The following is a 26,948-nucleotide window of genomic DNA, read 5'->3' as shown; positions in this document are numbered from 1 at the left end:
TCGGTATAACGCATCCATCGAACACGGGTCCGCCACATGCGGCCCCGCACCGACGCAAGATAGGGTATCACCTGTAATGAAAACATTCTCTGCAACGCCGGCGGATATCGACAAGAAATGGATCGTGATCGACGCGGAAGGCGTCGTTCTCGGCCGTCTAGCATCGATCATCGCCACGCGCCTGCGCGGCAAGCACAAGCCGAGCTTCACGCCCAACATGGACATGGGCGACAACGTCATCGTGATCAATGCCGACAAGGTTCAGCTGACCGGCAAGAAGCGCGAGGAAAACTTCTACTGGCACACCGGCCACCCGGGCGGCATCAAGTCGCGCACGAAGGCACAGCTGCTGGAGGGTGAGCACCCCGAGCGTGTCGTGACCCGCGCGGTCAAGCGCATGTTGCCGGGCAACCGCCTCGCACGTCAGCAAATGACCAGCCTGCGTGTCTATGCGGGGGCCGAACATCCGCACGAGGCGCAGCAACCCGAAACGCTCGATGTGAAGACCATGAATTCCAAGAATACGCGGGTGGCATACTGATGGCTGAAGAAATCAAAACCCTCGAGGGTCTCGAAGCGGTGACCGAAGGCGGCGTCAAGCCGGCCGGCGAGGAAGAGACCCCCCGCGAACCCGTTCGCGACGAGCTGGGCCGGTCCTACGCGACGGGCAGGCGCAAGGATGCCGCCGCGCGCGTCTGGATCAAGCCGGGCTCGGGCCGCGTCACCGTGAACGGCAAGGAACTGAACAAGTATTTCGCCCGCCCCGTGCTGCAGATGATCCTGCGGCAGCCCTTCGAGGTCGCGGGCGTCGAGGACCAGTTCGATGTCCTGGCCACGGTCAAGGGTGGCGGGCTCAGCGGGCAGGCCGGCGCCGTCAAGCACGGCATTTCCAAGGCGCTGCAGCTTTACGATCCGGCGTTGCGCTCGCCGCTCAAGGCGGCCGGGTTCCTGACCCGCGACAGCCGCGTTGTCGAGCGCAAGAAATTCGGCCGGCGCAAGGCCCGCCGCAGCTTCCAGTTCTCGAAGCGCTGACGTCGTCTTCGACCCGTTGTCAAAGGGCCGCCCGGTGGGTGGCCCTTTCGCTTTGCCATGACGGTGACAAAGCAATTGACCAACCATACCCCGTCTGCCATTCAGCGACGCTAGGACTGGTGAGGCAAGGCGCATGAAGGTCATCATCTGCGGGGCCGGTCAGGTGGGCTGGCAGATCGCGCGTCATCTGAGCGGCGAAAAGAACGACGTGACGGTGGTTGACAGCAATCCCGACCTCGTGCGCCGCGCGACAGAAACCCTCGACGTGCAGGGCATCGCCGGATTCGCGAGCTACCCGGACATTCTGGACCGCGCCGGTGCGCGGGATGCCGACATGATCATTGCGGCCACCTATTCGGACGAGGTGAACATGGTCACCTGCCAGGTGGCGCATTCGGTCTTCGCCATCTCGCGAAAGATCGCGCGTCTGAGGGCGCAATCCTACCTCAACGCGATCTATTCTGACCTGTACCGCCGCGACCACATGCCGATCGACGTCGTGATCAGCCCCGAACGCGAGGTCGCCGAGGCCGCGCTTCAGCGTCTCGCCGCCCCGGCCGCTTTCGATACCGAGCGGTTCTTTGGCGGCAAGGCGCAGTTGATGGGCTTCCGGCTGGCCGAGGATTGTCCGGTGGTCAACACGCCCCTGCGGCAACTAAGCGATCTTTTCTCGACCCTTCGCGTGATCGTGCTGGCGATCCGGCGCGACGGGCGGCTGTTTGCGCCCGAGGCCGGCGACCAGCTTTTCGTCGGGGACGAAGCCTATGTGTTCGCCCCGATGGAGGACATTCCCCGCACGCTCGAAGTCTTCGGCAAGGCCGATCGCAAGCAGGAGCGAATGGTAATCGTTGGCGGGGGCAATGTTGGCCTGTCTGTTGCCCTGTCCCTCGAATCTCGCCATCACAGGGTCCGCAGCAAGGTGATCGAGCGTGACCGGCGGCGCGCGGAACGGGCTGCCGATGCGCTTGAGCGCACGATCGTGCTCAACGGTGACGGGATGGACAGTGCGCTTCTTGCCGAGGCCGGGATCGCACGGGCCGACGCGGTGCTGGCGGTCACGGATGATGACAAGACCAACATGCTGGTGGCTGTTCGCGCCAAGGCCGAAGGCTGCCCGTTCGCCATCGCGCTGATCAACGACCCCACCTTGCTGCCGCTGATGCAGCCGTTGGGTATCGACGCCTATATCAACCCGCGTGCAACAACGGTCAGCTCTATCCTGCGACACATCCGGCACGGGCGCGTCCGGGCCGTCTACTCGATAGGCGACGCCGAGGCCGAAGTGATCGAGGCCGAGGTCATGTCGACCTCCTCGATCGCGGGCAGCACGATCCGCGACATCGACTTTCCAGAAGGTGTCCTCGTCGGCGCCGTCAAGAAGGGCGACGCGATCATCAAGCCCTCGGGCGGCTTGCGGATCGAGGCCGGGGATGTGATCGTGATCTTCGCGATGGCCTCGGATGTGGAGCGGGTCGAAAGGCTGCTTCAGGTCTCCATCGATTTCTTCTGATCCGGGACGGCCGATGACAGCCCGACTCCTGAGTTTTCCGCTGCTTCTGGTACTGGCCGGCATTTCGGCGGTCCTGATGTTCCTGCCGGCACTGGATGCGCTGATACGCGACGATCACAGCATGGCGCGCGCATTCGCGTATTCGGGGCTTCTGGGGCTTTTCGTCGTTTTCGTCATCGGGCTGGCCATTTCCGGGGAGCAGCGCAAGAAATCGGGTGATCTTGCCAACCTGTTGTCGCTTTTCCTGGCCTACACCCTGCTGCCGCTGTTCATGGCGATACCTTTCTACGAAGGCCTTGCGACAACGCGTTTTCTGAACGCTTATGTCGAAATGGTGTCGTGCTTCACGACCACGGGCGCCACCCTTTTCGACGTGCCCGGGCGCCTCGTCGACAGCCTGCACCTGTGGCGCGCGCTTGTCGGCTGGGGGGGCGGGTTGCTGATCTGGGTATCCGCGTCGGCGGTGCTTGCGCCGCTGGCGCTCGGGGGATTCGAGGTCACGGCGAGTGCGGAGCCGGGGCAGGGCGATACCCGGCTTGACAGGTTCGAACGGGCGGATGCGGCAAAACGCATCGAGCAGGCCGTGCGGCAGCTTGCGCCGATCTATTTCGGCCTTACCGCGGCGGCATGGCTTCTTTTGGTGATCAGTGGCGAACGTTCGTTCGTGGCGCTCGTGCACGCGATGTCCACGCTGGCAACAAGCGGCATTTCGTCCATCGGCGGGCCGGGTGAAGGCAGTGCGGGAATTGCCGGCGAGGGGGTCATCTTTCTCTTCATGTTCTTCGCCCTGTCGCGGCTGACGTTTTCCTCCGACACCCTGACATCGGCGCGGCCGGGGCTGCATCACGACCCGGAATTCCGCCTCGGCGTTGTGCTCGTCCTCGGGGTGCCAATGCTGCTGTTCCTGCGGCATTGGTTCGGCGCCTTCGAAGTGGACCAGTCCGAAGATTTGCAACAGGGGTTGCGTGGACTCTGGGGCAGTATCTTTACTGTTCTTTCTTTCCTTTCGACGACGGGTTTCGAAAGCGCCGACTGGGATGCGGCGCAGGACTGGTCCGGGCTGGGAACGCCGGGCCTGATCCTGCTTGGCCTCGCGCTCGTGGGCGGCGGGGTGGCGACAACGGCTGGTGGTGTCAAGTTGCTCAGGGTCTACACCCTGTACTTGAATGGCCAGCGGGAAATGGAAAGGCTGATCCATCCGTCGTCGATGGGACGTGCCGGCGCACGAAGCCGCAGGATACGGCGGCAGGGAGCGTTCATCGCATGGATTTTTTTCATGCTGTTCGCGCTTTCGCTTGCTCTCGTCACGGTCCTGCTGGCGGCATTGGGACAGGAGTTCGAGGCAGCGCTCGTCCTGTCGATCGCTGCGCTTTCGACAACGGGGCCGCTGACAAGCGTCGCCGCCACCGAGCCCGTCGCCCTGCTTGAAATGGGGGCGGTCGCGAAGCTGATTTTCAGCGCGGCCATGGTTGTGGGGCGTCTGGAAACACTCGCCATAATCGCCGTTTTCAACCCGGCACTGTGGCGTGATTGAAACGCATCGGGCGCCGCGATGGCCGACGCGTTTATTTTTGGGCTGGAAACTCGGGCCGTGCGGCTCCATACTCTATCGGGACCAGAGCGGGCAACTGCCGGGCCGCGGCAAGAGCAAGAAAAAAGGTATTGAGGGTTAATGGCTTCCGACCGACAAAATCTGCAAGACGCATTTCTGAACCAGGTTCGCAAGACGAAAATTCCCGTCACCGTATTCCTGATCAATGGGGTCAAGTTGCAGGGGGTCATAACGTGGTTCGACAATTTCTGCATCCTGCTGCGGCGTGATGGACAATCCCAGCTTGTCTACAAGCATGCGGTTTCAACGATCATGCCATCCCAGACCCTGAACCTGTACGACGGTGACGACGCCTCTTGATGCGGACTGAGGGGAAAGACACCCGCGCGTGGGTGTTGCATCCGGACATTCCCGGCAGGGATGCGCCGCGTGACCCGGAACTGGCTCTTGACGAAGCTGTCGCGCTGGCCCGCGCGTTGCCCGGGCTTGTGGTGTCGGGCTCGGAAGTCGTGCGTCTGACACGGCCACAGCCGGGCACGCTTTTCGGCAAGGGAAAGATCGAGGAATTCAAGTCAAAAGTCACCGAAGCGGGTATCGAGCTGGTGCTGATCGACGGCCCGGTTACGCCCGTGCAGCAGCGAAACCTCGAACGGGCTTGGGGTGTCAAGCTCCTCGACCGGACCGGCTTGATTCTCGAGATTTTCAGTGACCGTGCGGCCACGCGCGAGGGAGTCCTCCAAGTGGAAATGGCGGCCCTTTCCTATCAGCGCACCCGGCTGGTGCGGGCATGGACCCACCTTGAACGGCAGCGCGGGGGGCTCGGTTTCGTCGGGGGGCCGGGCGAAACGCAGATAGAGGCGGACCGGCGGGCCATCGACGAGCAGCTGGTTCGATTGCGCCGCCAACTGGACAAGGTCGTGCAGACGCGGGGCCTGCACCGCAAGGCCCGCGCCAAAGTGCCGTTCCCCATCGTCGCGCTCGTGGGATATACGAACGCTGGTAAATCCAGCCTGTTCAATAGGCTGACCGGCGCAGAGGTGATGACGAAGGACATGTTGTTCGCCACCCTTGATCCGACGATGCGCCGGATCGAACTGCCCGGGGGCGGCCCCGAGGTGATCCTGAGTGACACGGTCGGGTTCATCAGCGATCTGCCGACCGAACTCGTTGCGGCATTCCGCGCGACACTGGAGGAAGTGCTTGAGGCCGACATCATCGTCCACGTGCGGGACATATCGCACCCCGAGACCGAGGAACAGGCCCGTGATGTTCATGATATCCTCGAAGGTCTGGGCGTGCGCGAAAGCACGCCGCAACTGGAAGTCTGGAACAAGATAGATAGACTGGAGGCCGATCAGCGCGGGGCACGGCTCACGCAGGCCGCGCGGCGCGACGATGTGGTCATCACCTCGGCCATGACCGGCGAGGGCGTGACGGCTCTGAGCGAGAAGATAACAAGCATCCTGCGCGCCCGGACCCACGAGACACGCCTGCACCTCGGGTTCGAGGAAGGACGGCGCCGGGCATGGCTTTTCGAAAGGGGGCTCGTCGAGGAGGAAATGCAGACGCAAACCGGGTTCGACCTGCGCGTCAGATGGAGCGACAAGGAAGAGGCCCAGTTCGCCCTCGTTTGACAATGGTCCGCGGCCGGGGCGCTGTGACCGGCATCATCGCTTTCATGGCGGCATGCGATAATTTCCGTTAAATTTGAGATTTATAAATCGAGATGGTGTCATTTCAGGCCGCGAACCCGAAACCCCTGAAGCCGAATCGGTATGATTTTGCGGCCATTCGCGGCGAGCAGGCGCAGAAATCCGCCGCTGCCAACCGGTGCTGAGTGGTCAATGTGTTGCCGTGTCCGAGAAAAGGTTGATCACCGCGATCCCGGCGATGATAAGCAACATCCCGAGGACCGCGGGCAGGTCGATCGACTGGCGGAACACCGCCCAGCCAAGGAAGGCTGTCAGGCAGATTCCAAGCCCCGACCATGCCGCATACGTGATCCCGAGCGGCAGGAATTTCAGAACAATCATAAGAAGATAGAAGGAGGCGCCGAACCCGATAACGACGCCGACAGACGGCCAGAAGCGGGAAAATTGTTGCGATGCCTGCAAGGAGGTCGTGCCCAGTCCCTCGCAAAGGACGGCGATGATTAGGAACAGGTAGGCCTTGGTCATGGTGTCCTCGTGTCGGGGCTTTGAGTCACTATCGGGGTGGATTTCCTGTCGGGTCAAGGCGATATCGGGCCCGAGCGGCGTGCGGCATTCAGTCGGGATCGCGGAGGTAACGCATCAGTCCGAGCGCGAGGGATACCGCCACGAGGGCCCCCGCGAAAAGCGGAACGGGTGTTCCGTTGAACATCAACCCGATGGGAACGCTCAGCACGACGGCGCCCACCGTGGCGGTCGCGCTGAAGATGCTGGCGGCAGTGCCCGCGATATGCCCCATGGGTTCGAGCGCGAGCGCATTGAGATTGCCAAGCGTCAGCGCCGTGTGCGTGAACACGGTGGCCTGCCAAACGAGATAGACCCCGAACGGCAGGTTCGCCCCGCCGGTCACGGCGCTGTAGAGTAGGACGATGCATGTCAGGCCGATAAGCGCCGTCATCGCCCCGGCGACCACGCGCCGCATCCCGAGCCGCAAGACGACGGAGGCGTTGAAAAGGCTCGCCACCCCGGACAGGATCGCGATCACCAGGAACCACCACGGGAAACTTTCCGCGCGGTCGTAGGTAACGGTGAATATCTGGTGTATCGAGCTGAGAGAGGCGAAAAGAGCGGTCATGCAGAGCGCCTGCGCGGCGGTGATCAGGCGCAGCGCGGGGTGCGCCAGCACGTCCCGCGCGGCCCTCGTGAGCGGCTTGATCCGGAAGGGAAGCCGTCGCGCGGCCGGCAACGGCTCGGGGATGCGCAAAACCAGCCAGATTGTCGAAAAAAGCGCGAAAAGGACAAATCCCCCGAAAATCCCGCGCCATCCGGTCAGCGCCATGATGCCGTCGCCCGCAAGCGGCGCGACGGCCGGTACGAGCGTGAATACCATCATGATGAAGGAGACGATCCGCGCCATTTCGCGGCCCAATGCCATGTCGCGCACGATCGCAAGCGGCACCACCCGCGCCGCGGACGCGCCGAGGCCCTGAAACACGCGCGCGGCGATCAGCAATTCGAGGCTGGGCGCGAGCGCCGCCAAGGCGGCCGCGAGAACGTAAAGCGACGCCCCTGCGATGATGACGGGCTTGCGCCCGAAGCTGTCCGAGAGAGGCCCGGCAAGGAAGGTACCCGTTCCCATGCCGAGGACGAACCCGGTCACGATCAACTGCGCACGGTTCGGCGCATCCGGGCTGAGTTCCTGCGCGATGAGCGACATGGCCGGCAGCATCGCGTCGATGGAGAACGCGACGGTGGCCACGAGCATCGCCATCAGCGCCACGAACTCGGCCCTGCCGGGCCGCCCGGCCCGGTGGGTCATTCGCCGGGTCTTTCGGAGTCGTTCGCGGCCTCGGGTTCGGTCGTGTCCGGCCGCTCGTGATGGCCGAGCCGCGCGATGAGCCACTCGGTATGTTCTTCGCGCTTGCGCATGGCGAAGGATCCGAATTGCTGGATCGCAACGGCAAAGACGCCGAGGCCGAGGAAAATGAAAACCGTCGTGCCGATCTTGCCGGCCGCCGTCGCCGGCACGAGGCTGCCATAGCCGACGGTGGACAGGGTCACCACCGTGAAGAAATAGCTGTCAAGCCAGCTCCACCCTTCGACAAGGCGAAAATACACCGTGCCGCCCAGCACGAATAGCACGAGCATTCCGAGCAAGGTGAGTGCCTTGGCCCCGCGCATCGCGTTTCATCCTCCCTGCAGTTGCCCGGAGATCTCGTCGATGACCTTGATCCACAAATCCTTGGGCTGGCAACCGGGAACGGCGTGCTGTCCGGCCACGATGAAGGTCGGCACGCCGGTGATTCCCATTTCGCGGAAATCGCTGTCGCGTTTGCGGATATCCTCGGTGTCGGCGTCGGCGGCCAGCAGCTTGAGGATCACGGCGGCATCCATCCCGACACTGTCGGCAATGTCGGCAAGGACCTCGTGATCGCCGATATCGCGTCCATCCTCGAAATAGGCCCGGAACAACGCCATCGCCGCAGGTGTCTGCCGATCCTCGATACCCGCCCAATGGATGAGCCGATGCGCGTCAAGCGTGTTGGGCATACGCTCGATGACGTCGAAGTTGATCGTGAGGCCGGCTTGCGCGGCCTGTTCCGCGATCGGCAGGTAGGCTTGCACGGCGGCCTCCTTGCCGCCGAATTTCCGCTCGAGGTAGGTTGCGCGATCCATCCCGCCCGCGGGCATTTCCGGGTTGAGCTGGTAGGGGTGCCATTGCAGCGTGAAGGGATGATCGGGCCGTTCGGCGCATGCCTGATCAAGCATCGCCTTGCCGATGTAGCACCAGGGGCAGACGGGATCGGATATGATGTCAAGTTTTACCATGGAGCACATCGTAGATCGGCCGCAATTCGCGACGCAGGAGTTTACCGTTGGCCCCGGTGGGCAGGGTCTGCACGTGGAAGAAACCGCGCGGGCGTTTGTACGCGGCGAGATTCGCCGTCACATAGTGGTCCAGCTCGGCGTCGGCAACCGGTTCGGGGGCGGTGTAGAAGGCCATGATCAGCCGCGCGTCGCGCCGCACCTCGATTTCGGTCACCGCGGCCTGCGTGACGCCCGGGTGGGCATTGAGCACGTTCTCCACCTCGATCGGCGATACCCGGTAGCCGCCCGCGTTCATCATGTCGTCGGCGCGTCCAAGGTAGGTGACATCGCCATCCGCGCTCATGCAGCCCTGATCACCCGTCAGGAACCATTCGCCCCGGAATTTCGCGCGCTTGGCCTCCGGTGCGCCGAGATAGCCCAGCATGAGTCCGGGGTCGTCCTTGTGCACCGCGATCGTGCCTTCGTCGCCCATGGGCACCGGGCCTTCGGCGCCCACGACGGCGACGCGCCGGCCCTGCTGGGGCCGTCCGAGCGTACCGGCGCGGGCAGGGCGGCCGGGGGCGGACGAGATGAAGGTCGAGCATTCGGACATGCCGTACGCCTCGTAGACATCGGTGCCCGTGGCGGTCTGCCACGATGTCCGGATCGTGTCGGACATCTTTTCTCCGGCCGAGAGGCCGTGTCGCAACCTCGGCAGCGTGAGCGGGCCGCCATCCTTCAGCAGCTTGCGATAGACGCCGGGCGCGGCCGCGAAAATCGTGGCGTCGTGTCTCTTGAGCAGGAGCGGCAATTGCGCGGGGGTGATCCCGGGCTCGGGGATCAAGGCGGTCGCGCCAACCGTCCAAGGATCCATCAGGCCGGTCCCGAGCGTGTAGGTCCAGTTGAAGGCCCCCGCGTGGCACAACCTGTCATTTTCGTCGATCCCGTACCAATCACGGAACATCATGCGCCGGGCCCAGATCGCCCGGTGGGCATGAGCCAACGCCCGGGGGACCCCGGATGTGCCGGAGGTGTAGATGACATAGGCCATCCGGCCCGGATCGCCCATGTCGAAATCGGCTGGCGGCAGGTCCCGCATCCGCGCCAGTTCCGTTTGGTCGATGACCGGCACATCGGTGTCGGGGCAGGCGATGCCGGCCCCGTGCAGGATGGCGGCCGGGCGGATGGTGTCGATGATGTCGGCCACCTCGCGCTCGGTTAATTGCGACGAGGTGGGCACCGGCACCAGCCCGACGGCGATCGCCCCGAGATAGGCGATCGGGAATTCGACATTGTTTCCCAACCGCATCAGGACATGCTGTCCCGGCGTCAGGCCGCGGCGCAGCAGCCCGGTACCGGTGCCGAGAACCGTCGCCCGGAGGCGGGCGTAACTCCAGCGCTCGGCGCCGGACAGGCCCAGAACAGCCAGCGCGATCTTGTCGGGGCTGTGATGCCCCGCGGCAAGGACATGCGCGGCCATGTTGAACGGTGCGGGGCAGGGCAACGGCGGCCCTTGATCGAATACGGAAAGCATGTGGCAGCCTTAGGCGGCACAGGGGCGAGTTGCAAGTGCGCGGACCTGCGCGTATAGGCTGCAGGCATGAGTGACAAGAGCCCGGTCAACCTGATCCGCGTCGCGCGCCAGAACGGCGAGAAGGATGCCGTCGAGCCTTTGAATCTGGGCGAGCGTGTGCGCGAGCTGCGCAAGGCGCGCGGCTGGACGCTTGAACAGGCCGCGAGCCAGGCAGGTCTTGCGCGATCCACGTTGTCCAAGATCGAGAACGGGCAGATGTCGCCCACCTACGAGGCGCTGAAGAAACTCGCCGTCGGTCTGCAAATCTCGGTGCCGCAGCTCTTCACGCCGCCGCAGCGCGACCAGATCAGCGGCCGCATGTCGGTGACGCGCGCGGGCGAGGGCGACCATCACGCGACCGTCACCTACGAGCACGAGTTGCTGGGCGAGACGCTCAGCAAGAAGCAGATGCTGCCGTACCGCGCGCGGGTCAGGGCGCGGTCCGTCGAGGAGTTCGACGGCTGGGTACGCCATGACGGCGAGGAATTCCTGTACGTGCTGACCGGTGTCGTGCGTCTTTACACCGAGTTCTACGAGCCGATCGAGATGCGCCGCGGCGACAGCGCGTATTACGATGCCACGATGGGCCACAACGTCGTGTCGGTCAGCGACGAGGACGCGATGATCCTTTGGGTGACATCGCTGGTCTAGCGTGGGCTCCATTGGATCATTGACCCGCCCGTGCGTGCCGCTATGACGGGCACCATGGAATTTTCGTCACGCATCACGCGCCTGCCGCGCCCGTTCGATCCCGATCACGGGGCGGAAGCCCGGGCACGGGTTCCCGGCTTGGGCCCCGATCTTGCCGATCTCGTCAATGGTGCGGCAGGATGCAGCCCCTACCTGAAAATGTTGATCGAGGCCGAAGCGGACTGGTTTTCGGCCGCGGTCGCCGACCCCGAGGAGGCGCGCGACACGGTTTTCGCCTCGATGCACGATCCAGACCGGTCGCCGGAACAGACCGCGTCGGCATTGAGACAGGCCAAGCGCCGGATCGCGTTGCTTGCCGGGCTCGCGGATCTGGCCGGCGTCTGGCCGCTCGAAGAGGTTACCGGCACCTTGACCGACTTGGCGGATCATGCCGTGCAGGCGGCCCTGACCGCGACGGTGGGGCGCGAGATCCGTCGGGGCAAGCTGCCCGGCAAGACGGAGGCCGATATCGACACTTGTGCCGGCATGGTCGTTCTGGCCATGGGCAAGATGGGCGCGCACGAACTGAATTACAGCTCCGATATCGACCTCATCTGCCTGTTCGATGAAACCGGGTTCGCGGCGGCCGACTATCATGATGCCCGTGCAGCGCTGATCCGGGCCACCCGTCGCATGGCGTCGATGCTGAGCGACAAGACATCCGAAGGGTACGTGTTCCGTACCGATCTCAGGCTTCGGCCCGATCCGGCCGTGACCCCGGTTTGCATGGCCATGGCCGCCGCCGAGACCTACTATGAAAGCCTCGGGCGCACATGGGAACGCGCGGCCTATGTCAAGGCGCGGCCCTGCGCGGGGGACGTGGCTGCCGGCGACCGGTTTCTCGAGGTGCTGCGCCCCTTTGTCTGGCGCAAGCATCTGGACTTCGCGGCGATCGAGGACGCGCACAACATGCGGCTGCGCATCCGCGAACACAAGGGGCTCGGCGGGCCGCTCACGTTGCCCGGTCACGACATGAAACTTGGCCGCGGCGGGATCCGCGAAATCGAGTTCTTCACCCAGACCCGGCAGATCATCGCGGGCGGGCGCGACCCGGACCTGCGGGTGCGCGCCACGGTGGAGGGGCTGGCGCGCCTTGCCGACAAGGGCTGGATCGGCGCCGACACGGCGCAGATCCTGACGCGGCATTATCGCTTTCACCGCGAGGTCGAGCACCGTTTGCAGATGTTGCGCGACGCGCAGACCCATGCGCTGCCCACGTCGGAGGACGAATTTGCCCGGCTCGCGGCGTTCATGGGCCGAGAGACCGATGATCTGAAGGCGGACCTGCTGGACCGGCTGACCGAGGTGCACACCCTGATCGAGGGGTTCTTCTCGCCCGAGGACACATCCGGGATGTCGACCGCCGAGACCCGGCTTGACAGCGAGGTCATCGAACGCTGGTACGGTTATCCGGCCCTGCGGTCCTCCCGCGCCGTCGAGATTTTCAAGCGTTTGCGGCCCGACATCCTGTCGCGGCTGGCGGCAACCGCCCATCCGAACGAGGCACTGATGGCGTTCGATGGTTTCCTTGCCGGGCTGCCCGCTGGGGTTCAGGTTTTTTCGCTGTTCGAGGCGAATCCGCATCTCATCGACCTGATGGTCGACATCGCCGGCACATCGCCCAAGCTGGCGGCCCATCTTTCGCAGAACGCGGCGGTTCTGGACGCCGTGATTGCCGGCGATTTCTTTGCCCCGTGGCCCGGGCGCCCCGCCTTGCAGGAGGCCCTGTCGCGGCGGCTTGACCGCGAAGACGACTACGAGCGCAAGCTGGACGCCGCGCGCCGGTGGTGCAAGGAGTGGCATTTCAGGATCGGGGTTCATCATCTGCGCGGCCTCGTCGACGCGGATCAGGCGGGCGTGCAATATGCCGATCTCGCGCAGGCCACGATCGCCGCGTTGTGGCCCGCGGTGCTGGACCAGTTCGCGACCAAGCACGGGCGCCCGCCCGGTCGCGGGGCAGTCGTTCTCGGGATGGGGTCCTTGGGGGCCGCGCGGCTGAACGCGGGATCAGACCTCGACCTGATCGTTATCTACGACGCACCCGGTGACGCCATGTCGGACGGCAAGCGACCGCTCATGGCGCGGCAGTATTATGCAAGGCTCACGCAGGCCCTGATCACGGCCGTCACGGCGCCCACGGCGGAGGGCAGGCTGTACGAGGTGGACATGCGGCTGCGCCCGTCGGGCAATCAAGGGCCCGTGGCGACAAGCTGGACGGCGTTCCGGGAGTATCAACGGCATGAGGCATGGGTCTGGGAACATCTGGCCCTGACCCGGGCCCGCGTGATTGCCGGGACGGACGAGATCGCCGACGATGTCGAGACATTCCGCGCCGAGATGCTGATGCGCAAGGGCCGCGACCGCGAGGTGATCCTGAGGGAAGTCGCCGAGATGCGCGCACGCATCGCGCGGGCAAAGACACCCGACGGCCCCCTTGATGCCAAGCTGGGCCATGGCCGCTTGCAGGAAGTCGAACTGATCGCACAAGCCGGCAGCCTGATGAAACCGGAAACCGACAGGAGCGTTGCGGCCGGGCTTGACGCATGTGTCGCAATCGGCTGGCTGGATGACGGCGAAAGGAATGCGCTTGCCGGGGCGCATGCGCTTTGCTGGTCTTTGCTTCAGGCGTCGCGCCTCTTGAGCGAGGCCGCACTGGATCCGGAAAAGCTGGGCGAGGGCGGGGTCGCCTTCGTGCTGAAAGCGACTGGCGAGGAAAGCATGGAAACACTGATGAACGCGTTGGAGACGTCCACGCAGAAAGCCGGCGCGGTGATCGACGCAGCGCTGGCGCGCGTACCGGGCGGGCCGCCCCATGACACATGACACGCTCGACCCGAAGGGGCTGGTGCGCGAGGCCTATCGCATCGAGGGCATAACCATCGAGGAATGCCGGTCGGTTTTCCTTGATTGGGCACTGTCGCTTCCCGACACTCTGGAGAGCACGAAAGCCATCGCCGTGCTGCTGGAGCGGCATGGCGATGAACCGGCGGATCATCCCATGACGCGCGTTCTTGCCGCCGGCCGGGACGCGCCAACGACGCCCAAGCGGCGCGGGGGGTGGAGAGCCCGCTCGCGCTGATGATGGTCGGTCCGGTGGGCAGGCGTCCTCAGCCTTTGCGGAGGGGGCTCCCGTCGGGCAGCGAGATATTGGCCACCTGTTCGGCTATGGGGTCGTTCGACAGCGGATGCCGCTGCGAGTCGAAATCGGCCGGGTTCTTCATCTTCTGCCACCGTCCCCCGACATAGACCTCCAGCCCCGAGAAGGCGGCCTTGTACCCCATCTTGGGGCTGCCCGGCACCCAGTATCCGAGGTACACGTGGGGCAGGCCGCTCTGGCGCGCGATCTCGACATGGTCCAGAATGACATAGGTGCCGAGCGACGCCCGGGGCCGATCGGGATCGTAGAACGAATAGACGAGGCTGACGCCGTCATCCAGAACGTCGGTCAGGCACACCGCCACCAGGTCCCCCGTCTCGCGGTCGGTGTATTCTACGACCCGGGTGCGGATCGGGGTTTCCTCGATCATGGCCGCGAATTCGAAAGCGTCCATATCCGCCATGCCGCCATCCGCGTGCCGGCTTTCGAGGTAACGCCGGAACAGGTCGTATTGTTCCTCGGTCGCCCACGGGGAGGTTGCGCGCCGCTCCAGCCCTTGGTTGCGGCGCAGCGTCTTGCGCTGGCTTTTGGACGGCGTGAAGTCGGCCACGTTGATCCGCGCGGAAAGACAGGCCGCACAATCGGCGCAGGAAGGCCGGTAGAGAACGTTCTGTGACCGCCTGAAACCTTGCTTTGACAGCGTGTCGTTGAGACGCTGCGCGCCGTCCCCCTGCAACGCCGTGAACAGCTTCCGTTCCATCCGCCCCTCGAGATAGGGGCAGGGCTGCGGCGCCGTCACATAGAACTGGGGGGCTATGGGAAGTGTATGACGCATATGATGTTTCGGCTTCCTTTTACTAAAAAGCTAGCAGCGAAGCCGGCATTGTCCAAGGGGGAATCGGGCCGTTATCCGACAGCGCGGCGGTTTAGCGCGACAGTGCCCAGAACATGGTCCGACAGCCCCTGCCCCCTGGCCGTGGTCATCATCAGAACGATCGAGATCAGCTGAAGTACCGGAAACCCGAAGGAGATCGTCAGCCCCAGCGTGTGCCAGAACGCCATGGCAAGATCGAACCGTTCACCCCCGAGCGTGCGGAACTCGATCGCCGCCAGCCGCATGCCCCATGTCGCCGAACCGCGCGCGATGGTGATGACACGATAGGCGAAACCGACGCTCAGCATCAGTAAGGGAAAGAAGAGTATTCCGGTGAAGGCGGTGAACGGCAGCACGGCGAGGCAAATGAGCAAGATCAGCACGGTGTCGACCAGCCACGCGACAATCCGTTTCATCGGCACGTCGCTGTAAAATTCCGGCTGTGTTTCCGGATCGGGTATGTGCCAGCTCGGCTCGGTCATCCTCACACCCTTACCGGGCACGATGGCCCGGGGGAAGCCCCCGGCGGCCGTTCGGTTTCACGCCGGGCCGGCAGCCCGGGTGACGATCGACAGGACACCGCGATCACACGGACAGGCGTGTGGCCTGCGCGCCGCGTTCGCGATAGGGCGTGGTGTTGTAGTGCGACCGGTAGCATTTGGAGAAATGCGAGGGCGAGGCAAAGCCGCAGGCCAGTGCCACGTTGATCACGGTCATGTCCGTCTGCATCAGGAGGTTGCGCGCCTTCTGCAGCCGCAATTCCATGTAATACCGCTTGGGGCTGCGGTTCAGGTAGCGGCGGAACAGCCGTTCAAGCTGGCGCGTGGACATGCCCACTTCCTTGGCCAGTATGGAGGGGCTGATCGGCTCCTCGATATTGCTTTCCATCATCTGGATGACCTGGCTCAGCTTGGGATGCCGCACGCCGATGCGCGTGGGCACGGACAATCGCTGCGTGTCCTGATCCGTCCGGATGGACGAATAGATCAACTGATCGGCGACCTCGTTGGCCAGTTTCTCACCGTGATCGTCGGCAATGAGCTTGAGCATCAGGTCGATGGAGGATGTCCCGCCCGCCGTCGTCATTCGGGCCCCGTCAACCACGAAGACGGATTTTGTCAGTTCGACCTCGAGGAATTCCTCGGAGAAACTGTCGTGGTTTTCCCAATGGATCGTGGCGCTCTTGCCGTCGAGAAGCCCGGCCTTGGCCATCGTGTAGGCCGCCGTGCACAGCCCGCCGATGCGCAGGCCGCGGCGGGCCTCGCGGCGCACCCAGTTGAGAAGACGCTTGGTCGTCGCTTTCTGGATGTGGCTGCCACCGCAGAGCAGCAGGATGTCGTCGCGCGTCAATTCGCCGAGACCGGTGTCAAGGTGGAAGCGCGCGCCGGAGGAGCAGGTGATGACTTCTTCGGCGTCGCCGCTCACGACCCATTCGTAGAGGGTCCGCCCGGCCATGCGATTGGCGATCCTGAGACATTCCACTGCTGCCGCGAAACTGAGGAGCGTGAAGTCCTCCATCAGCACGAAAACGAACCGTTGCGGGGGCGTCTGGCCGCTCTCGCCGCGTTTTGACGCTTCAGTCCGCATTGCTGCCGATTCTCCGGTCATATCCCGTTGTTGGCCACTTTCACGAAACCGTCGCACTTGACAAGTCCCGCCGTCCGGAATTGCGAAATTTCCTCTGGCACCCATATGGTAACTTGGGTGCCGGTTTAGTATAGAGCGGGCACAGTTTTTAGCGGAGAGACACGATGGCCGAGTGGCAAAAATCCGATTGGCGCGCGAAACCGCGGATACAAATGCCCGACTATACCGACGCCGCCGCTCTCAGGCGCGTGGAAGAGCGGCTGTCGCAGTATCCGCCGCTGGTTTTCGCCGGTGAGGCACGCAAGCTGAAAGCGCAACTGGGCGCTGCATCCCGCGGGGAGGCGTTCCTGCTGCAAGGCGGGGACTGCGCGGAGAGCTTCGAACAATTCAGCGCCGACGCGATCCGGGACACCTTCAAGGTGATGCTACAGATGGCGATGGTGCTGACCTATGGCGCCAAGGTGCCGGTCGTGAAAGTCGGCAGGATGGCGGGCCAGTTCGCCAAACCGCGCAGCGCACCTACCGAGGTCGTGGATGGCGTGGAACTGCCCAGCTATCGCGGCGACATCATCAACGAACTGGCCTTCACAGAAGAGTCCCGCGTGCCGGACCCGGAGAAGATGCTGCAGGCATACACGCAGGCCGCGGCCACGCTCAACCTGCTGCGGGCCTTCTCTACGGGTGGCTACGCGGATGTGCACCAGGTCCATGCATGGACGCTCGGCTTCACCGAAAGCGAGAAGGCCACCAGGTACCGCGAGATGGCCAACCACATCAGCGACGCGCTGGATTTCATGAAAGCGGCGGGTGTCGACAGCGATCGCGCGCACACGTTGCAGACGGTGGATTTCTACACTAGCCACGAGGCGCTGCTGCTGGAATACGAAGAGGCGCTGACCCGGCTGGATTCGACCAGCGGGAAATGGCTGGCCGGATCGGGCCACATGATCTGGATCGGTGACCGGACGCGGCAGCCCGACGGTGCGCATGTCGAGTTCGCCCGCGGTGTCTTGAATCCCGTTGGGCTGAAATGCGGCCCGACGATGGAGACCGACGACCTCAAGCGGCTGCTGGCCACCCTGAACCCTGACAACGAGGCCGGGCGTCTGACGCTGATATCACGCTTCGGCGCAAGCAAGGTGGCCGAAAATCTGCCGCGGCTGATCCGGGCCGTCGAGGAAGAAGGCGCGAACGTCGTCTGGGTGTGCGATCCGATGCACGGCAACACCATCAAGTCGGCCAGCGGGTACAAGACCCGCCCCTTCGAGAACGTGCTGCGCGAAGTGCAGGAATTTTTCGGCGTGCATCGCGCCGAAGGCACGATCCCCGGGGGTGTGCATTTCGAAATGACGGGGCAGGACGTGACGGAATGCACCGGCGGGGTGCGCGCGGTGAGCGAGGAAAGCCTCAGCGATCGCTACCACACCGCCTGCGACCCGCGTCTGAACGCGTCGCAATCGCTGGAGCTCGCCTTTCTCGTGGCCGAGCAGCTGTCGGGCCTGCGCGAGGAACGCGCGGCGGCGCGGGCAGGGTGATGATAACGCCGTTGTCCGGCCGCCTCCGTGGTGGCCGGATGCAGCGCTATCCTACTTGACCACGCGCAGCCACGGCCGTTCGCTCGGGTGGCGTGTGCCGTGCTGGAATCCCTCCGCAGGCGCGGACAGACCGTCTGCCACCGGCTGGCGGTCGCGGCCGACGCGCAGGACGCGCGATGCCGATATCTCGAAGCGGCGCGGTGGCGGGGCGGCAGACGCCCCGGTGACGAGGCAGCCAAGCGCGCGGGATATGTCGCCCAGATCGCTGCGCAGGGGCAGCATCAGCAGCGTTCCGGATGTCCCGGCCGCGCGCAGGGAAAACCGCACGAGGGCCGGCGCATCGAAGAGCTCGACCGTCCTGTCCGCCAATTGCGCACGGCTGCCCGGTTCGACGAAGCAGCTCACGGGCATCCCCCGCACCTCCATGCCCATCAGGTCACGCAGGTGCGAGCCGGCGATCCTGAGACGGGACTGGCCCGGTGCAATGCGTTCGGCGATGAAGGCATGGGCCAGCAGGGGTTCGATCCGGCGCGGGTCGATATCCTCGCGGCGCGGCACGTCGTCCTGTCCGCGCATCGCGTCCCAGTAGCCAAGCAGGTCCCGCAACTCGTGCGATTTCGCCGGAACGTCGCCAAGCAACGTTTCGTCTAACATCCATGATGGCCGGTCGTTCTGCATGGTGGTTCCCTTGCCCTTGTCGAGACGGCCCCCGCGTCGTGGCCGTAAGGACAATATGCCACAATTAAGCGCGAAATTGTCGAAATTCCTGTGCGATTGGTTAACCCGATGGCAACCGGTCCGCCCACGCGGTCGCGCATCGCTTGCCAGTTGGGCGGGGAATGGCTAGGACACCATCGCACGATCCGGGGAGCTTCGCTTGCTTTGTTCCATGACGGCATTCGCCTCTGCCAAGGGAGGGGACGGCGCCCATGACTGGGCGTGGGAATTGCGTGGCGTCAACGGCAAGGGCCTTGATGTCCGCCTGCGCGTCCCGGACTGGGTCGAGGGGCTGGAACCGGCGCTGCGCGCGCGGCTTGCCAAGGTTCTGGCGCGCGGCAATGTCACGCTCTCGCTCAAGGTGCAGACCCGCGCGGAGAGTGGCCCCCTCGCGGTCAACGCGGCCGCGTTGGAGGCGGCGCTTGACGCCGTCACGCAGGCCGAGGCACGGGCAACGGCGCGTGGCATGTCCCTCGCGCCGTTGACGGCGGCGGACGTGCTGGGCATGCGCGGGGTGATGGAAACGGCCGCGGCACCGGAGGCTACCGCCGAGCTTGCGGCGGCCCTGCTGGCGGATTTCGACGCGCTTCTGGAAACCTTCGTGGACATGCGGCAGCGCGAAGGCGCGGCACTAGAGGAGGTGCTGACGCGGCAGCTTGCCGATATCACGCGCCTGACGGATGACGCCGCCGCCGCCGCCGAGGCGCGGCGCTCCCGCATGGCCGACGCGTTGCAAAAGGCGCTGGCGCGGGTGAGCGAAAACGCCCCGGCGGTGGACGAGGCGCGCGTGGCACAGGAACTGGCGGTCCTGTCGGTGAAATCCGACGTGACCGAGGAGATCGACCGCCTGCGTGCCCATGTCGAGGCGGCGCGCGAGTTGCTTGCGACAGGGTCCCCTGTCGGGCGCAAGCTGGATTTCCTGAGCCAGGAGTTCAACCGCGAGGCCAACACTCTGTGTTCCAAGGCGCAGGACCCGAACCTGACGGCGGTCGGGCTGAACCTCAAGAGCGTGATCGACCAGATGCGGGAACAGGTGCAGAATGTGGAATGAAACAGGTATCGCGGCCGTGAAGGCCGCAAGCGAAGGCAGGGGCAGGGCATGAGCACACGGCGCGGATTGCTGATCATCCTTTCATCGCCCTCGGGGGCGGGAAAATCCACGCTGACCCGCCGGCTGCGCCAATGGGATCCGACGCTTTCCTTTTCGGTTTCGGCCACCACGCGGACCCCGCGCGAGGGTGAAGTCGACGGGCGCGAGTACCACTTCCTGAGCGAACAGCAGTTTCAGCGCGACGTCGCGGCGGGCGAGATGCTTGAACATGCGCACGTGTTCGGCAACTTTTATGGTTCTCCGAAAGGGCCTGTCGAGACGGCGATCAACGCGGGCCGCGACGTTCTTTTCGACATCGACTGGCAAGGTGCGCAGCAGATCCAGAACTCGGCACTTGGGCAGCACACGCTGTCGATCTTCATCCTGCCGCCGTCGATCCAGGAATTGCACCGCCGCCTGACCACGCGCGGGCAGGACACGCCCGAGGTGATCGCCAAGCGGATGCGCAAGAGCTGGGACGAGATCAGCCACTGGGCGGAATACGATTACGTGCTGGTCAACGACGATCTTGACGCCACCGACGAGAAACTCAGGACGATCGTCACCGCCGCGCGGCTGAAGCGGTTGCAACAGCCGGGGCTGAACGCCCATGTAAAGGCCCTGCATCAGGAATTCGAGGACATGCAATGACGCTTTATGAACTGGACGGCCACGCGCCGCAGATCGCCGCGGACACCTGGGTGGCACCCGATGCCAACCTGATCGGCAGGATCGTTCTGGAACAGGCCGCGTCGGTCTGGTTCGGCTGCACTCTGCGCGGTGACAACGAACCCATCGTGATCGGCGCGGGCAGCAACGTGCAGGAAAACACGGTGATGCACACTGACATGGGCTATCCGCTGACGGTCGACCCGGGCTGCACGATCGGGCACAAGGCGATGCTGCACGGCTGCACCATCGGCGAGAACAGCCTGATCGGGATGGGGGCGACGGTGCTCAACGGGGCGCGGATTGGCCGGAACTGCCTGATCGGGGCCGGCGCGCTGGTCACCGAGGGCAAGGAAATTCCCGATGGCAGCCTCGTGATGGGGGCGCCGGGCAAGGTGGTGCGCCAGCTCGACGACGAGGCCATCGAGGGGCTGAAAGCCTCCGCGCGCAACTACCAGGAGAACATGCGCCGCTTCCGCGCGGGTCTGGTCGCGCTCTAGGGACATGGCTGATCAGACGATCGCCACGCTGCTGGAGGGCATTCCCCTGCCGGCCGTCCTGATCGGCCGGGGTGAGCGTATCCTCGGCGCCAACAAGGATGCCCGCGACCTGCTGGGGCAGGCGATCGTGGGGCGGCATTTCATCACCGCGCTGCGTCAGCCCAACGTGCTTGACGCGATCGAGGCCTGCCTTCGGGACGGCACGCAGCGCAAGACACGGTACCTGACCAATGACGGCGCGCGCGACACCACGTTCATCGTGACATGCAGCCGGGTGGAGACGCAGACGGGCAACGGGGCGCTCGTCTGTTTCGAGGATATCACCCACCTTGAAACCGCCGGGCAGATGCGCCGCGATTTCGTTGCCAATGTCAGCCATGAACTGCGCACGCCCCTGACCTCGCTCATGGGCTTCATCGAAACGCTGCGCGGCCCCGCGCGGAACGATCCCGCCGCCACCGAGCGGTTTCTGCACACCATGCACAGGGAAGCCGCGCGGATGGAACGGCTGGTAAAGGACCTGCTGTCGCTGAGCCGGGTCGAGGATCAGGAGCGCGTGCGCCCGAGGGATCGCGTCACGCTGCAACAGACGCTGCGGGGCGTGCATCACGCGCTCAAGCCGCTCGCGGATGAAAAGGATGTCAGCATCGAGCTGACCCTGCCGAGCGAGCCGCTTGTCGTCACAGGCGATGCCGACCAGCTGTCGCAGGTGTTCACCAACCTCATCGAGAACGCGATCAAGTACGGCGGCGCCGGCAAGACGGTTACCGTCTTGGCCAGCCGGAACGAGCACGCCCCGTCGGTACGCGGGCCGGCGGCGGTGTGTGCGGTTCACGACGAGGGCCCCGGCATTGACGAGCGTCACATTCCCCGCCTGACGGAACGCTTCTACAGGGTGGACAGCCACCGCTCGCGCGAGAAGGGTGGCACGGGGCTGGGGCTGGCCATCGTCAAGCACATCATCAACCGCCACAGGGGGCGCCTGCGGGTCGAATCCACGTTGGGCAAGGGCAGCGAGTTCCGGGTTATCCTGCCGCTGGTACCATGAGCGGGCCGCGCCGGCCCCCGACGATCACCGCGGCAACCCGTCATCGTCGTCGGCCTGCCCGGCCAGCCAGTCGCGGAATTTCATCAGCGCCGGGCTGCGCGATTTCTCCACCGGCCAGACCAGCCAATAGGCGCCCGGCATGGGCGTCGGTCCGCCCCATGCCGTGACAAGCCGGCCGGTCGCCAGATCCTGCTCGACCAGGTAATCGGGAAGCAGCGCCACGCCGAGACCGTGAAGCGCCGCCTGCGTCAGCGTGCCAAACTGGTCATAGGTCGTGCCGGTCACCCGCGCCCCGGCGATGCCGTGCGCGGCGAACCATGCCGGCCACGCGTCGGGCCGGGTTTCGATATGCATGAGCGGCAGCTGGCGCAGGTCGCCCGGTGCTGCGATGCGTGTCCCGTCCAGCAGGGCCGGCGCGCATACCGGTACGACGGCCTCGCCCCGCAGGCGCATGGCCTGCGTGCCGGGCCAGTCTTCCTGGCCGAAATGTATCGCTGCGTCAAAGGGTTCGGTGCCGAAATTGAATGGCTTGAGCCGGGTCGACAAGTTTATCGTGACGGCAGGGTGGCGGCGCGTGAAATCGGCCAGCCGGGGGACCAGCCAGCGCATCCCGAAGGTGGGCAGGATGGCAAGGTTCACGCTGCCGCCCGACGGCGTGGTCGTCAGCCTGAGCGAGGCCTGCGTGATCTGCCGGAGCGCGGCGCGCACGTCCTCGGCATAGGCCGCGGCCTCGGGCGTCAGGACCATGCCGCGCCCCTCCCGGATGACGAGCTCGACGCCGAGCTGATCCTCCAGCGTGCGCAACTGACGGCTGACCGCGCTCTGGCTGAGATGAAGCTCCTGCGCGGCGGCCGTCGCGCTGCCCAGCCGGTCAAGCGCTTCGAGCGCCTGCAGCGAGGCGGTCGAGGGCAAAAGACGGCGCGGGGCGGATATATGCGGTTTAGTCATGAATTCTTGCTGGTTTTTCGTTATACTGGGGTATAAAACACGTGTAATCTATCCAAAATGCGCAATTTCTGCATGAGGATACCGACATGAGCCTGGATACCCCGTCGCTGTGTGACAAGGACAAGCCCGATCTCGGGTCTTTCAACTGGGATGACCCGTTTCTCCTGCAGGACCAGCTGCACGAGGAAGAGCGCATGATCGCCGAGAGTGCCAGCAGCTTCGCGCAGGGAACGCTGCAACCGCGGGTCGTCGACGCCTATGCCGAGGAAAGGACCGACCCGGAGATTTTCGGCGAGATGGGCGAAATGGGCCTGCTTGGCACGACGATCCCCGAGGAATACGGCGGACTGTCGGCCGGTTACGTGAGCTACGGTCTTGTCGCGCGCGAGATCGAGCGCGTCGACTCGGGCTATCGCAGCATGATGAGCGTTCAATCCTCGCTGGTGATGTACCCGATCTATGCCTATGGCAGCGAGGAGCAGCGCCGCAACTACCTGCCGGGCTTGGCAAAAGGCGATTTGATCGGATGTTTCGGCCTGACCGAGCCGGATGCCGGCAGCGACCCGGCCGGGATGAAGACACGCGCCGAGAAGATTAACGGCGGCTACCGCCTGCGCGGCGCCAAGATGTGGATTTCCAACAGCCCGATCGCGGATGTCTTCATCGTCTGGGCCAAGTCCGACGCCCATGACGGCAAGATCCGGGGGTTCGTTCTGAACAAGGGGGCAAAGGGGCTCAGCGCGCCCAAGATCGAGGGAAAACAAAGCCTTCGCGCCTCGATCACGGGTGAGATCGTGCTCGATAACGTCGAGGTGGGCGACGACGCGCTGCTGCCCAACGTGCAGGGCCTGAAGGGGCCTTTCGGATGTCTCAACCGGGCGCGCTATGGCATCGCGTGGGGCGTGATGGGGGCGGCCGAGTTCTGCTGGCACGCCGCGCGCAGCTACGGGCTCGAGCGGCACCAGTTCGGCAGGCCGCTGGCACAGACCCAGCTTTTCCAGAAAAAACTTGCCGACATGCAGACCGAGATCGCGCTCGGCCTCCAGGCGGCCCTGCGCACCGGGCGGATGATGGACGAGGCGAGTGCCGCCCCGGAGCTGATTTCCCTCATAAAAAGAAATAATTGCGGCAAATCCCTCGACATCGCGCGGATGGCGCGGGACATGCATGGCGGCAACGGGATTTCCGGTGAATACCAGGTGATCCGGCACATGATGAACCTTGAAACGGTGAACACCTACGAGGGCACGCACGACGTTCACGCGCTGATCCTCGGGCGGGCGCAGACCGGGTTGCAGGCGTTTTTCTGAGTTCCGCGTCACGGTGGTATCGCGTCGGTATTGCACCGCCGCGGCCGCGTGGCTAGGCAGGTGGAAACGCAAGCGGGCAGGGAGCGCATGGACCGCGCCGAGATCGTGCACGAGAACTTTCTTCGCCGGGTCGCGGAAGGCGATCTGCCGGCGCTGCCCGAGGTCAGCGGGCAGGGGGCGGAGCGCGATGCGCTCGTCGCGATCTTTCGCGCCCAACTGGCCAGCCGCCATCTGGACCGCAAGGCGCGGCACATGCAGAAAGCCGGGCAGGGGTTCTACACCATCGGGTCCAGCGGGCACGAGGGAACGGCGGCCATCGCCGCGGCCCTGCGCCCGACCGACCCGGCCTTCCTGCATTACCGCGACGGCGCCTTCCAGCTTTCCCGCGCCTTGCAAGTGCCCGGGCAGGACGCGATTACCGACATGGCGCTGAGCTTTGCCGCGTCCTCGGCGGATCCGATCAGCGGCGGCCGGCACAAGGTGCTGGGCTCGAAGGCGCTGAACATTCCGCCGCAGACCTCGACCATCGCCAGCCATCTGCCCAAGGCCGTCGGCGCGGCCTACGCGATCGGGTTGATGCGCCGCCATCCGCCGCCCGAGCCGGATTATGCCGCCGATGCCATCGCCTATTGCAGCTTCGGCGATGCGTCGCTGAACCATTCGACGGCGCAGGGCGCGCTGAACACGGCCGGCTGGACAAGCTGGCAAGGCGTCCCGCTGCCGCTGCTTTTTTGTTGTGAAGACAACGGGATAGGTATTTCCGTTAAATCGCCTGACGGCTGGATTGAGGCCGTGCTGCGTGCCCGCCCTGGCCTGCGCTATTTCGCCTGTAATGGCCTCGACCCTGTGGAAACGTGCGCTGTGGCGGCGGAGGCCGCGAAATGGGTGCGCGACCGGCGCAAGCCGGCGGTCCTGCACATGCGCTGTGTGCGGCTTTATGGCCATGCGGGCGCGGACGTTGAATCGGCCTATCGCGCGGTGGCCGAGATCGAGGCGGACGAAGCGCGTGACCCGTTGCTGCACAGCGCCGCGCGGTTGTGGCAAGCCGGCCTGTCAAAAGAAGAAATAGCAGACCTTTATCAAGAGGTTTGGGAAGAAACTTCGCGCAAATGCGATGCGGCCGTCACGCGGCCGAGGCTGCGGACGGCCGACGAGGTGATGGCGTCGCTGCTGCCGCCTGCCCGATTGCGGCCGGCAGCGAACACGCCGAGCCCCGAGGACCGCGCAGCCGCGTTCGGCCCGTCGGACATGCGCGCGCTGGACGCGCCGCAGCCGCTGAACAAGCTGATCAATCTCGGCCTTGGCGACCTGATGCTGCAATTCCCCGAGATCGTCATGGCGGGCGAGGATATCGGGCGCAAGGGGGGCGTTTACGGAATCACGAAGGGGCTTCAGGCGCGGTTCGGCACGCGGCGCGTCATCGACAGCCTGCTGGATGAACAAAGCATCCTCGGCCTGTCACTGGGGCTGGCGCAGAACGGCTATGTCCCGATGCCCGAAATCCAGTTCCTCGCCTACCTGCACAACGCCGAGGACCAGCTGCGCGGCGAGGCGGCCACGCTGCCGTTCTTTTCCGACGGCCAGTTCGCCAACCCGATGGTTCTGCGGATCGCCGGGCTGGGGTATCAGCAGGGCTTTGGCGGGCATTTCCACAATGACAATTCGCTGGCCGTGCTGCGCGATATCCCGGGTATCGTTATCGGTTGTCCGTCAAACGGTTACGACGCGGTCTGCATGTACCGCGAGGCGGTCCGGCTGGCCCGCGAGGAAGGCTGCGTCGTGGTGATGGTGGAACCCATCGCGCTTTACCCCGTGCGCGACCTGCACGCCGAGGGCGACGGCGGCTGGATGCGGCGCTACCCGGCCGAGGGCGAGCGGCTGGCACCGGGGGACATGGGCGTGACGGGGCAGGGGCGTGAACTGGCCATCGTGAGCTACGGCAACGGCAGTTACCTGAGCCATCAGGCGCTGCCCGACATCCCGGCGGAGACGCGCATCGTGGACCTGCGATGGCTGGCGCCGCTGGACGAGGACGCGCTGCTGAAGGCGGTGGCGGGGTGTGCGCGCATCCTCGTGGTGGACGAATGCCGCGCCACCGGATCGCAGTCCGAGGCGTTGATGACGATCCTGTCGCAGCGCACACGCGCGCGGTTGGCCCGCGAGGCGGCGCGCGACAGCTTCATCGCCACCGGGCCGGCCTATGGTGCGACCCTACCGTCACGCGACAGCATCATCGCGGCCGCGAAACGGGTACTGGCGCAATGAGCGGGCTTGGTATCCTGTGGCAGAGCACGGCCGCGGAGCATGTCGAGAGCCGCGTTTTCGAAGGTGAGTGCCATGTTGATCTGGCCATCGTCGGTGGCGGCTTCACCGGCTGTTCGGCGGCGCTGGAGGCCGCGGGGCAGGGAGCCGATGTGGTTCTGCTTGAGGCCGAGCGCGTGGGCCATGGCGGCTCGGGCCGGAATGTCGGGCTGGTCAATGCCGGGCTGTGGCTGCCGCCCGACGCCGTCTGCGACGAGATGGGACAGGAGGCCGGCGAGCGGTTGAACGCGGCGCTTGCGGCCGGCCCCGACCTGGTTTTCGGCCTGATCGAGCGGCACGGGATCGCGTGCGAGGCGGTGCGCAACGGCACGCTGCATCTGGCCCATGCACCGGGCGGTGTCGCGCAGCTGGAGGCACGGCGCGCCCAGATGGCGGCGCGCGGGGCGCCGGTGACCTGCCTTGATCCCGGCGAAACGCGCGCACGGACGGGCACGGAC

The 26,948-nt window shown here is 65.1% G+C and carries 27 protein-coding genes; 17 read left to right on the top strand and 10 right to left on the bottom strand.

What is annotated here, in order from left to right; translation table 11 throughout:
• Window positions 1-76 precede the first annotated feature (76 nt).
• The 6 genes from rplM (at window position 77) to hflX (ending at window position 5,728) form a co-directional block, all read left to right on the top strand.
• Window positions 77-541: a 50S ribosomal protein L13 gene (rplM, locus tag ACH107_RS05895; RefSeq protein WP_412505022.1), complete on the top strand. Its 465-nt coding sequence runs from the start codon at window positions 77-79 to the stop codon at window positions 539-541.
• The gene (gene rpsI, locus ACH107_RS05890; RefSeq protein ID WP_412505021.1) at window positions 541-1,032 is read left to right on the top strand and encodes a 30S ribosomal protein S9; all 492 of its coding nucleotides are present in this window, start codon (window positions 541-543) and stop codon (window positions 1,030-1,032) included. Before rplM ends, rpsI begins: the two co-directional genes overlap by 1 nt.
• Before the next feature lie 133 nt (window positions 1,033-1,165).
• On the top strand, window positions 1,166-2,542 hold the full coding sequence (gene trkA / locus ACH107_RS05885) for a Trk system potassium transporter TrkA (RefSeq protein ID WP_412505020.1): 1,377 nt from the start codon (window positions 1,166-1,168) through the stop codon (window positions 2,540-2,542).
• 13 nt (window positions 2,543-2,555) lie between these two features.
• Window positions 2,556-4,076, top strand: a complete 1,521-nt coding sequence (locus ACH107_RS05880; RefSeq protein WP_412505019.1) for a TrkH family potassium uptake protein — start codon at window positions 2,556-2,558, stop codon at window positions 4,074-4,076.
• A 138-nt stretch (window positions 4,077-4,214) separates the two neighbouring features.
• Window positions 4,215-4,454: an RNA chaperone Hfq gene (hfq, locus tag ACH107_RS05875; RefSeq protein ID WP_412505018.1), complete on the top strand. Its 240-nt coding sequence runs from the start codon at window positions 4,215-4,217 to the stop codon at window positions 4,452-4,454.
• The gene (gene hflX, locus ACH107_RS05870; RefSeq protein WP_412505017.1) at window positions 4,454-5,728 is read left to right on the top strand and encodes a GTPase HflX; all 1,275 of its coding nucleotides are present in this window, start codon (window positions 4,454-4,456) and stop codon (window positions 5,726-5,728) included. The genes hfq and hflX overlap by 1 nt, the downstream gene beginning before the upstream one ends.
• Before the next feature lie 207 nt (window positions 5,729-5,935).
• On the opposite strand, the gene ACH107_RS05865 is transcribed toward hflX, so the two are convergent.
• The 5 genes from ACH107_RS05865 to ACH107_RS05845 all read right to left on the bottom strand — a co-directional run bounded on the left by ACH107_RS05865 (window position 5,936) and on the right by ACH107_RS05845 (window position 10,085).
• The gene (locus ACH107_RS05865) at window positions 5,936-6,271 is read right to left on the bottom strand and encodes a DMT family transporter (protein WP_412505016.1); all 336 of its coding nucleotides are present in this window, start codon (window positions 6,269-6,271) and stop codon (window positions 5,936-5,938) included.
• An 88-nt stretch (window positions 6,272-6,359) separates the two neighbouring features.
• Complete coding sequence (locus tag ACH107_RS05860; protein WP_412505015.1) at window positions 6,360-7,562, bottom strand: MFS transporter; 1,203 nt, start codon at window positions 7,560-7,562, stop codon at window positions 6,360-6,362.
• Entirely contained in the window at window positions 7,559-7,924 is a 366-nt protein-coding gene (locus ACH107_RS05855; RefSeq protein WP_412505014.1) for a potassium channel family protein, read from the bottom strand. Before ACH107_RS05855 ends, ACH107_RS05860 begins: the two co-directional genes overlap by 4 nt.
• Window positions 7,925-7,930: 6 nt before the next feature.
• Complete coding sequence (locus tag ACH107_RS05850) at window positions 7,931-8,572, bottom strand: DsbA family oxidoreductase (RefSeq protein WP_412505013.1); 642 nt, start codon at window positions 8,570-8,572, stop codon at window positions 7,931-7,933.
• Window positions 8,559-10,085: a class I adenylate-forming enzyme family protein gene (locus ACH107_RS05845; RefSeq protein WP_412505012.1), complete on the bottom strand. Its 1,527-nt coding sequence runs from the start codon at window positions 10,083-10,085 to the stop codon at window positions 8,559-8,561. The genes ACH107_RS05850 and ACH107_RS05845 overlap by 14 nt, the downstream gene beginning before the upstream one ends.
• Before the next feature lie 66 nt (window positions 10,086-10,151).
• Here ACH107_RS05845 and ACH107_RS05840 point away from each other — a divergent pair, with 66 nt between their 5' ends.
• The 3 genes from ACH107_RS05840 to ACH107_RS05830 are packed head-to-tail and all read left to right on the top strand — an operon-like array spanning window position 10,152 to window position 13,893.
• Entirely contained in the window at window positions 10,152-10,775 is a 624-nt protein-coding gene (locus tag ACH107_RS05840; protein ID WP_412505011.1) for a helix-turn-helix domain-containing protein, read from the top strand.
• Window positions 10,776-10,829: 54 nt separating this feature from the next.
• Window positions 10,830-13,637, top strand: coding sequence for a glutamine-synthetase adenylyltransferase (locus tag ACH107_RS05835; RefSeq protein ID WP_412505010.1), 2,808 nt, complete (start codon window positions 10,830-10,832; stop codon window positions 13,635-13,637).
• Window positions 13,627-13,893, top strand: a complete 267-nt coding sequence (locus tag ACH107_RS05830) for a hypothetical protein (protein WP_412505009.1) — start codon at window positions 13,627-13,629, stop codon at window positions 13,891-13,893. The genes ACH107_RS05835 and ACH107_RS05830 overlap by 11 nt, the downstream gene beginning before the upstream one ends.
• Window positions 13,894-13,921: 28 nt before the next feature.
• Here the strand turns inward: ACH107_RS05830 and ACH107_RS05825 are convergent, their stop codons facing one another.
• The 3 genes from ACH107_RS05825 to ACH107_RS05815 all read right to left on the bottom strand — a co-directional run bounded on the left by ACH107_RS05825 (window position 13,922) and on the right by ACH107_RS05815 (window position 16,372).
• Window positions 13,922-14,746: an arginyltransferase gene (locus tag ACH107_RS05825; protein WP_412505008.1), complete on the bottom strand. Its 825-nt coding sequence runs from the start codon at window positions 14,744-14,746 to the stop codon at window positions 13,922-13,924.
• A 71-nt stretch (window positions 14,747-14,817) separates the two neighbouring features.
• Window positions 14,818-15,267 (bottom strand): RDD family protein, encoded by a 450-nt coding sequence (locus tag ACH107_RS05820; protein ID WP_412505007.1) that lies wholly within the window; start codon window positions 15,265-15,267, stop codon window positions 14,818-14,820.
• Window positions 15,268-15,370: 103 nt separating this feature from the next.
• Window positions 15,371-16,372: a GlxA family transcriptional regulator gene (locus tag ACH107_RS05815; RefSeq protein WP_412505006.1), complete on the bottom strand. Its 1,002-nt coding sequence runs from the start codon at window positions 16,370-16,372 to the stop codon at window positions 15,371-15,373.
• 164 nt (window positions 16,373-16,536) lie between these two features.
• Between ACH107_RS05815 and ACH107_RS05810 the strand changes: the two genes are divergently transcribed.
• The gene (locus tag ACH107_RS05810) at window positions 16,537-17,907 is read left to right on the top strand and encodes a class II 3-deoxy-7-phosphoheptulonate synthase (protein WP_412505005.1); all 1,371 of its coding nucleotides are present in this window, start codon (window positions 16,537-16,539) and stop codon (window positions 17,905-17,907) included.
• Window positions 17,908-17,958: 51 nt separating this feature from the next.
• Here ACH107_RS05810 and ACH107_RS05805 read toward each other — a convergent pair whose 3' ends face one another.
• On the bottom strand, window positions 17,959-18,585 hold the full coding sequence (locus tag ACH107_RS05805) for a PAS domain-containing protein (RefSeq protein WP_412505004.1): 627 nt from the start codon (window positions 18,583-18,585) through the stop codon (window positions 17,959-17,961).
• A gap of 211 nt (window positions 18,586-18,796) precedes the next feature.
• Here ACH107_RS05805 and ACH107_RS05800 point away from each other — a divergent pair, with 211 nt between their 5' ends.
• Genes ACH107_RS05800 through ACH107_RS05785 form a run of 4 tightly spaced genes read left to right on the top strand, consistent with a single transcriptional unit; the run spans window position 18,797 to window position 21,931 of the window.
• Entirely contained in the window at window positions 18,797-19,675 is an 879-nt protein-coding gene (locus ACH107_RS05800) for a YicC/YloC family endoribonuclease (RefSeq protein ID WP_412505003.1), read from the top strand.
• 48 nt (window positions 19,676-19,723) lie between these two features.
• A complete protein-coding gene (gmk, locus tag ACH107_RS05795) occupies window positions 19,724-20,365 on the top strand; it encodes a guanylate kinase (protein ID WP_412505002.1) in 642 nt (213 codons plus the stop codon).
• Window positions 20,362-20,883 (top strand): gamma carbonic anhydrase family protein, encoded by a 522-nt coding sequence (locus ACH107_RS05790; RefSeq protein ID WP_412505001.1) that lies wholly within the window; start codon window positions 20,362-20,364, stop codon window positions 20,881-20,883. The genes gmk and ACH107_RS05790 overlap by 4 nt, the downstream gene beginning before the upstream one ends.
• A 4-nt stretch (window positions 20,884-20,887) precedes the next feature.
• Window positions 20,888-21,931: a sensor histidine kinase gene (locus ACH107_RS05785; RefSeq protein ID WP_412505000.1), complete on the top strand. Its 1,044-nt coding sequence runs from the start codon at window positions 20,888-20,890 to the stop codon at window positions 21,929-21,931.
• 24 nt (window positions 21,932-21,955) lie between these two features.
• Here the strand turns inward: ACH107_RS05785 and ACH107_RS05780 are convergent, their stop codons facing one another.
• Window positions 21,956-22,864, bottom strand: a complete 909-nt coding sequence (locus ACH107_RS05780; protein WP_412505049.1) for a LysR family transcriptional regulator — start codon at window positions 22,862-22,864, stop codon at window positions 21,956-21,958.
• Between the two features lie 101 nt (window positions 22,865-22,965).
• Between ACH107_RS05780 and ACH107_RS05775 the strand changes: the two genes are divergently transcribed.
• The 3 genes from ACH107_RS05775 to ACH107_RS05765 form a co-directional block, all read left to right on the top strand.
• Window positions 22,966-24,189, top strand: coding sequence for an acyl-CoA dehydrogenase (locus tag ACH107_RS05775; RefSeq protein ID WP_412504999.1), 1,224 nt, complete (start codon window positions 22,966-22,968; stop codon window positions 24,187-24,189).
• Window positions 24,190-24,276: 87 nt separating this feature from the next.
• The gene (locus ACH107_RS05770; protein ID WP_412504998.1) at window positions 24,277-26,454 is read left to right on the top strand and encodes a dehydrogenase E1 component subunit alpha/beta; all 2,178 of its coding nucleotides are present in this window, start codon (window positions 24,277-24,279) and stop codon (window positions 26,452-26,454) included.
• Window positions 26,451-26,948: NAD(P)/FAD-dependent oxidoreductase (locus ACH107_RS05765; RefSeq protein ID WP_412504997.1), on the top strand; the 498-nt coding region annotated here is incomplete at its 3' end. The genes ACH107_RS05770 and ACH107_RS05765, both read left to right, overlap by 4 nt.

This window comes from Roseovarius halophilus (ex Wu et al. 2025) (assembly GCF_047086965.1).
The sequence above is the reverse complement of the archived record's forward strand: the minus strand, read 5'-3'. Positions and strand labels throughout refer to the sequence as shown.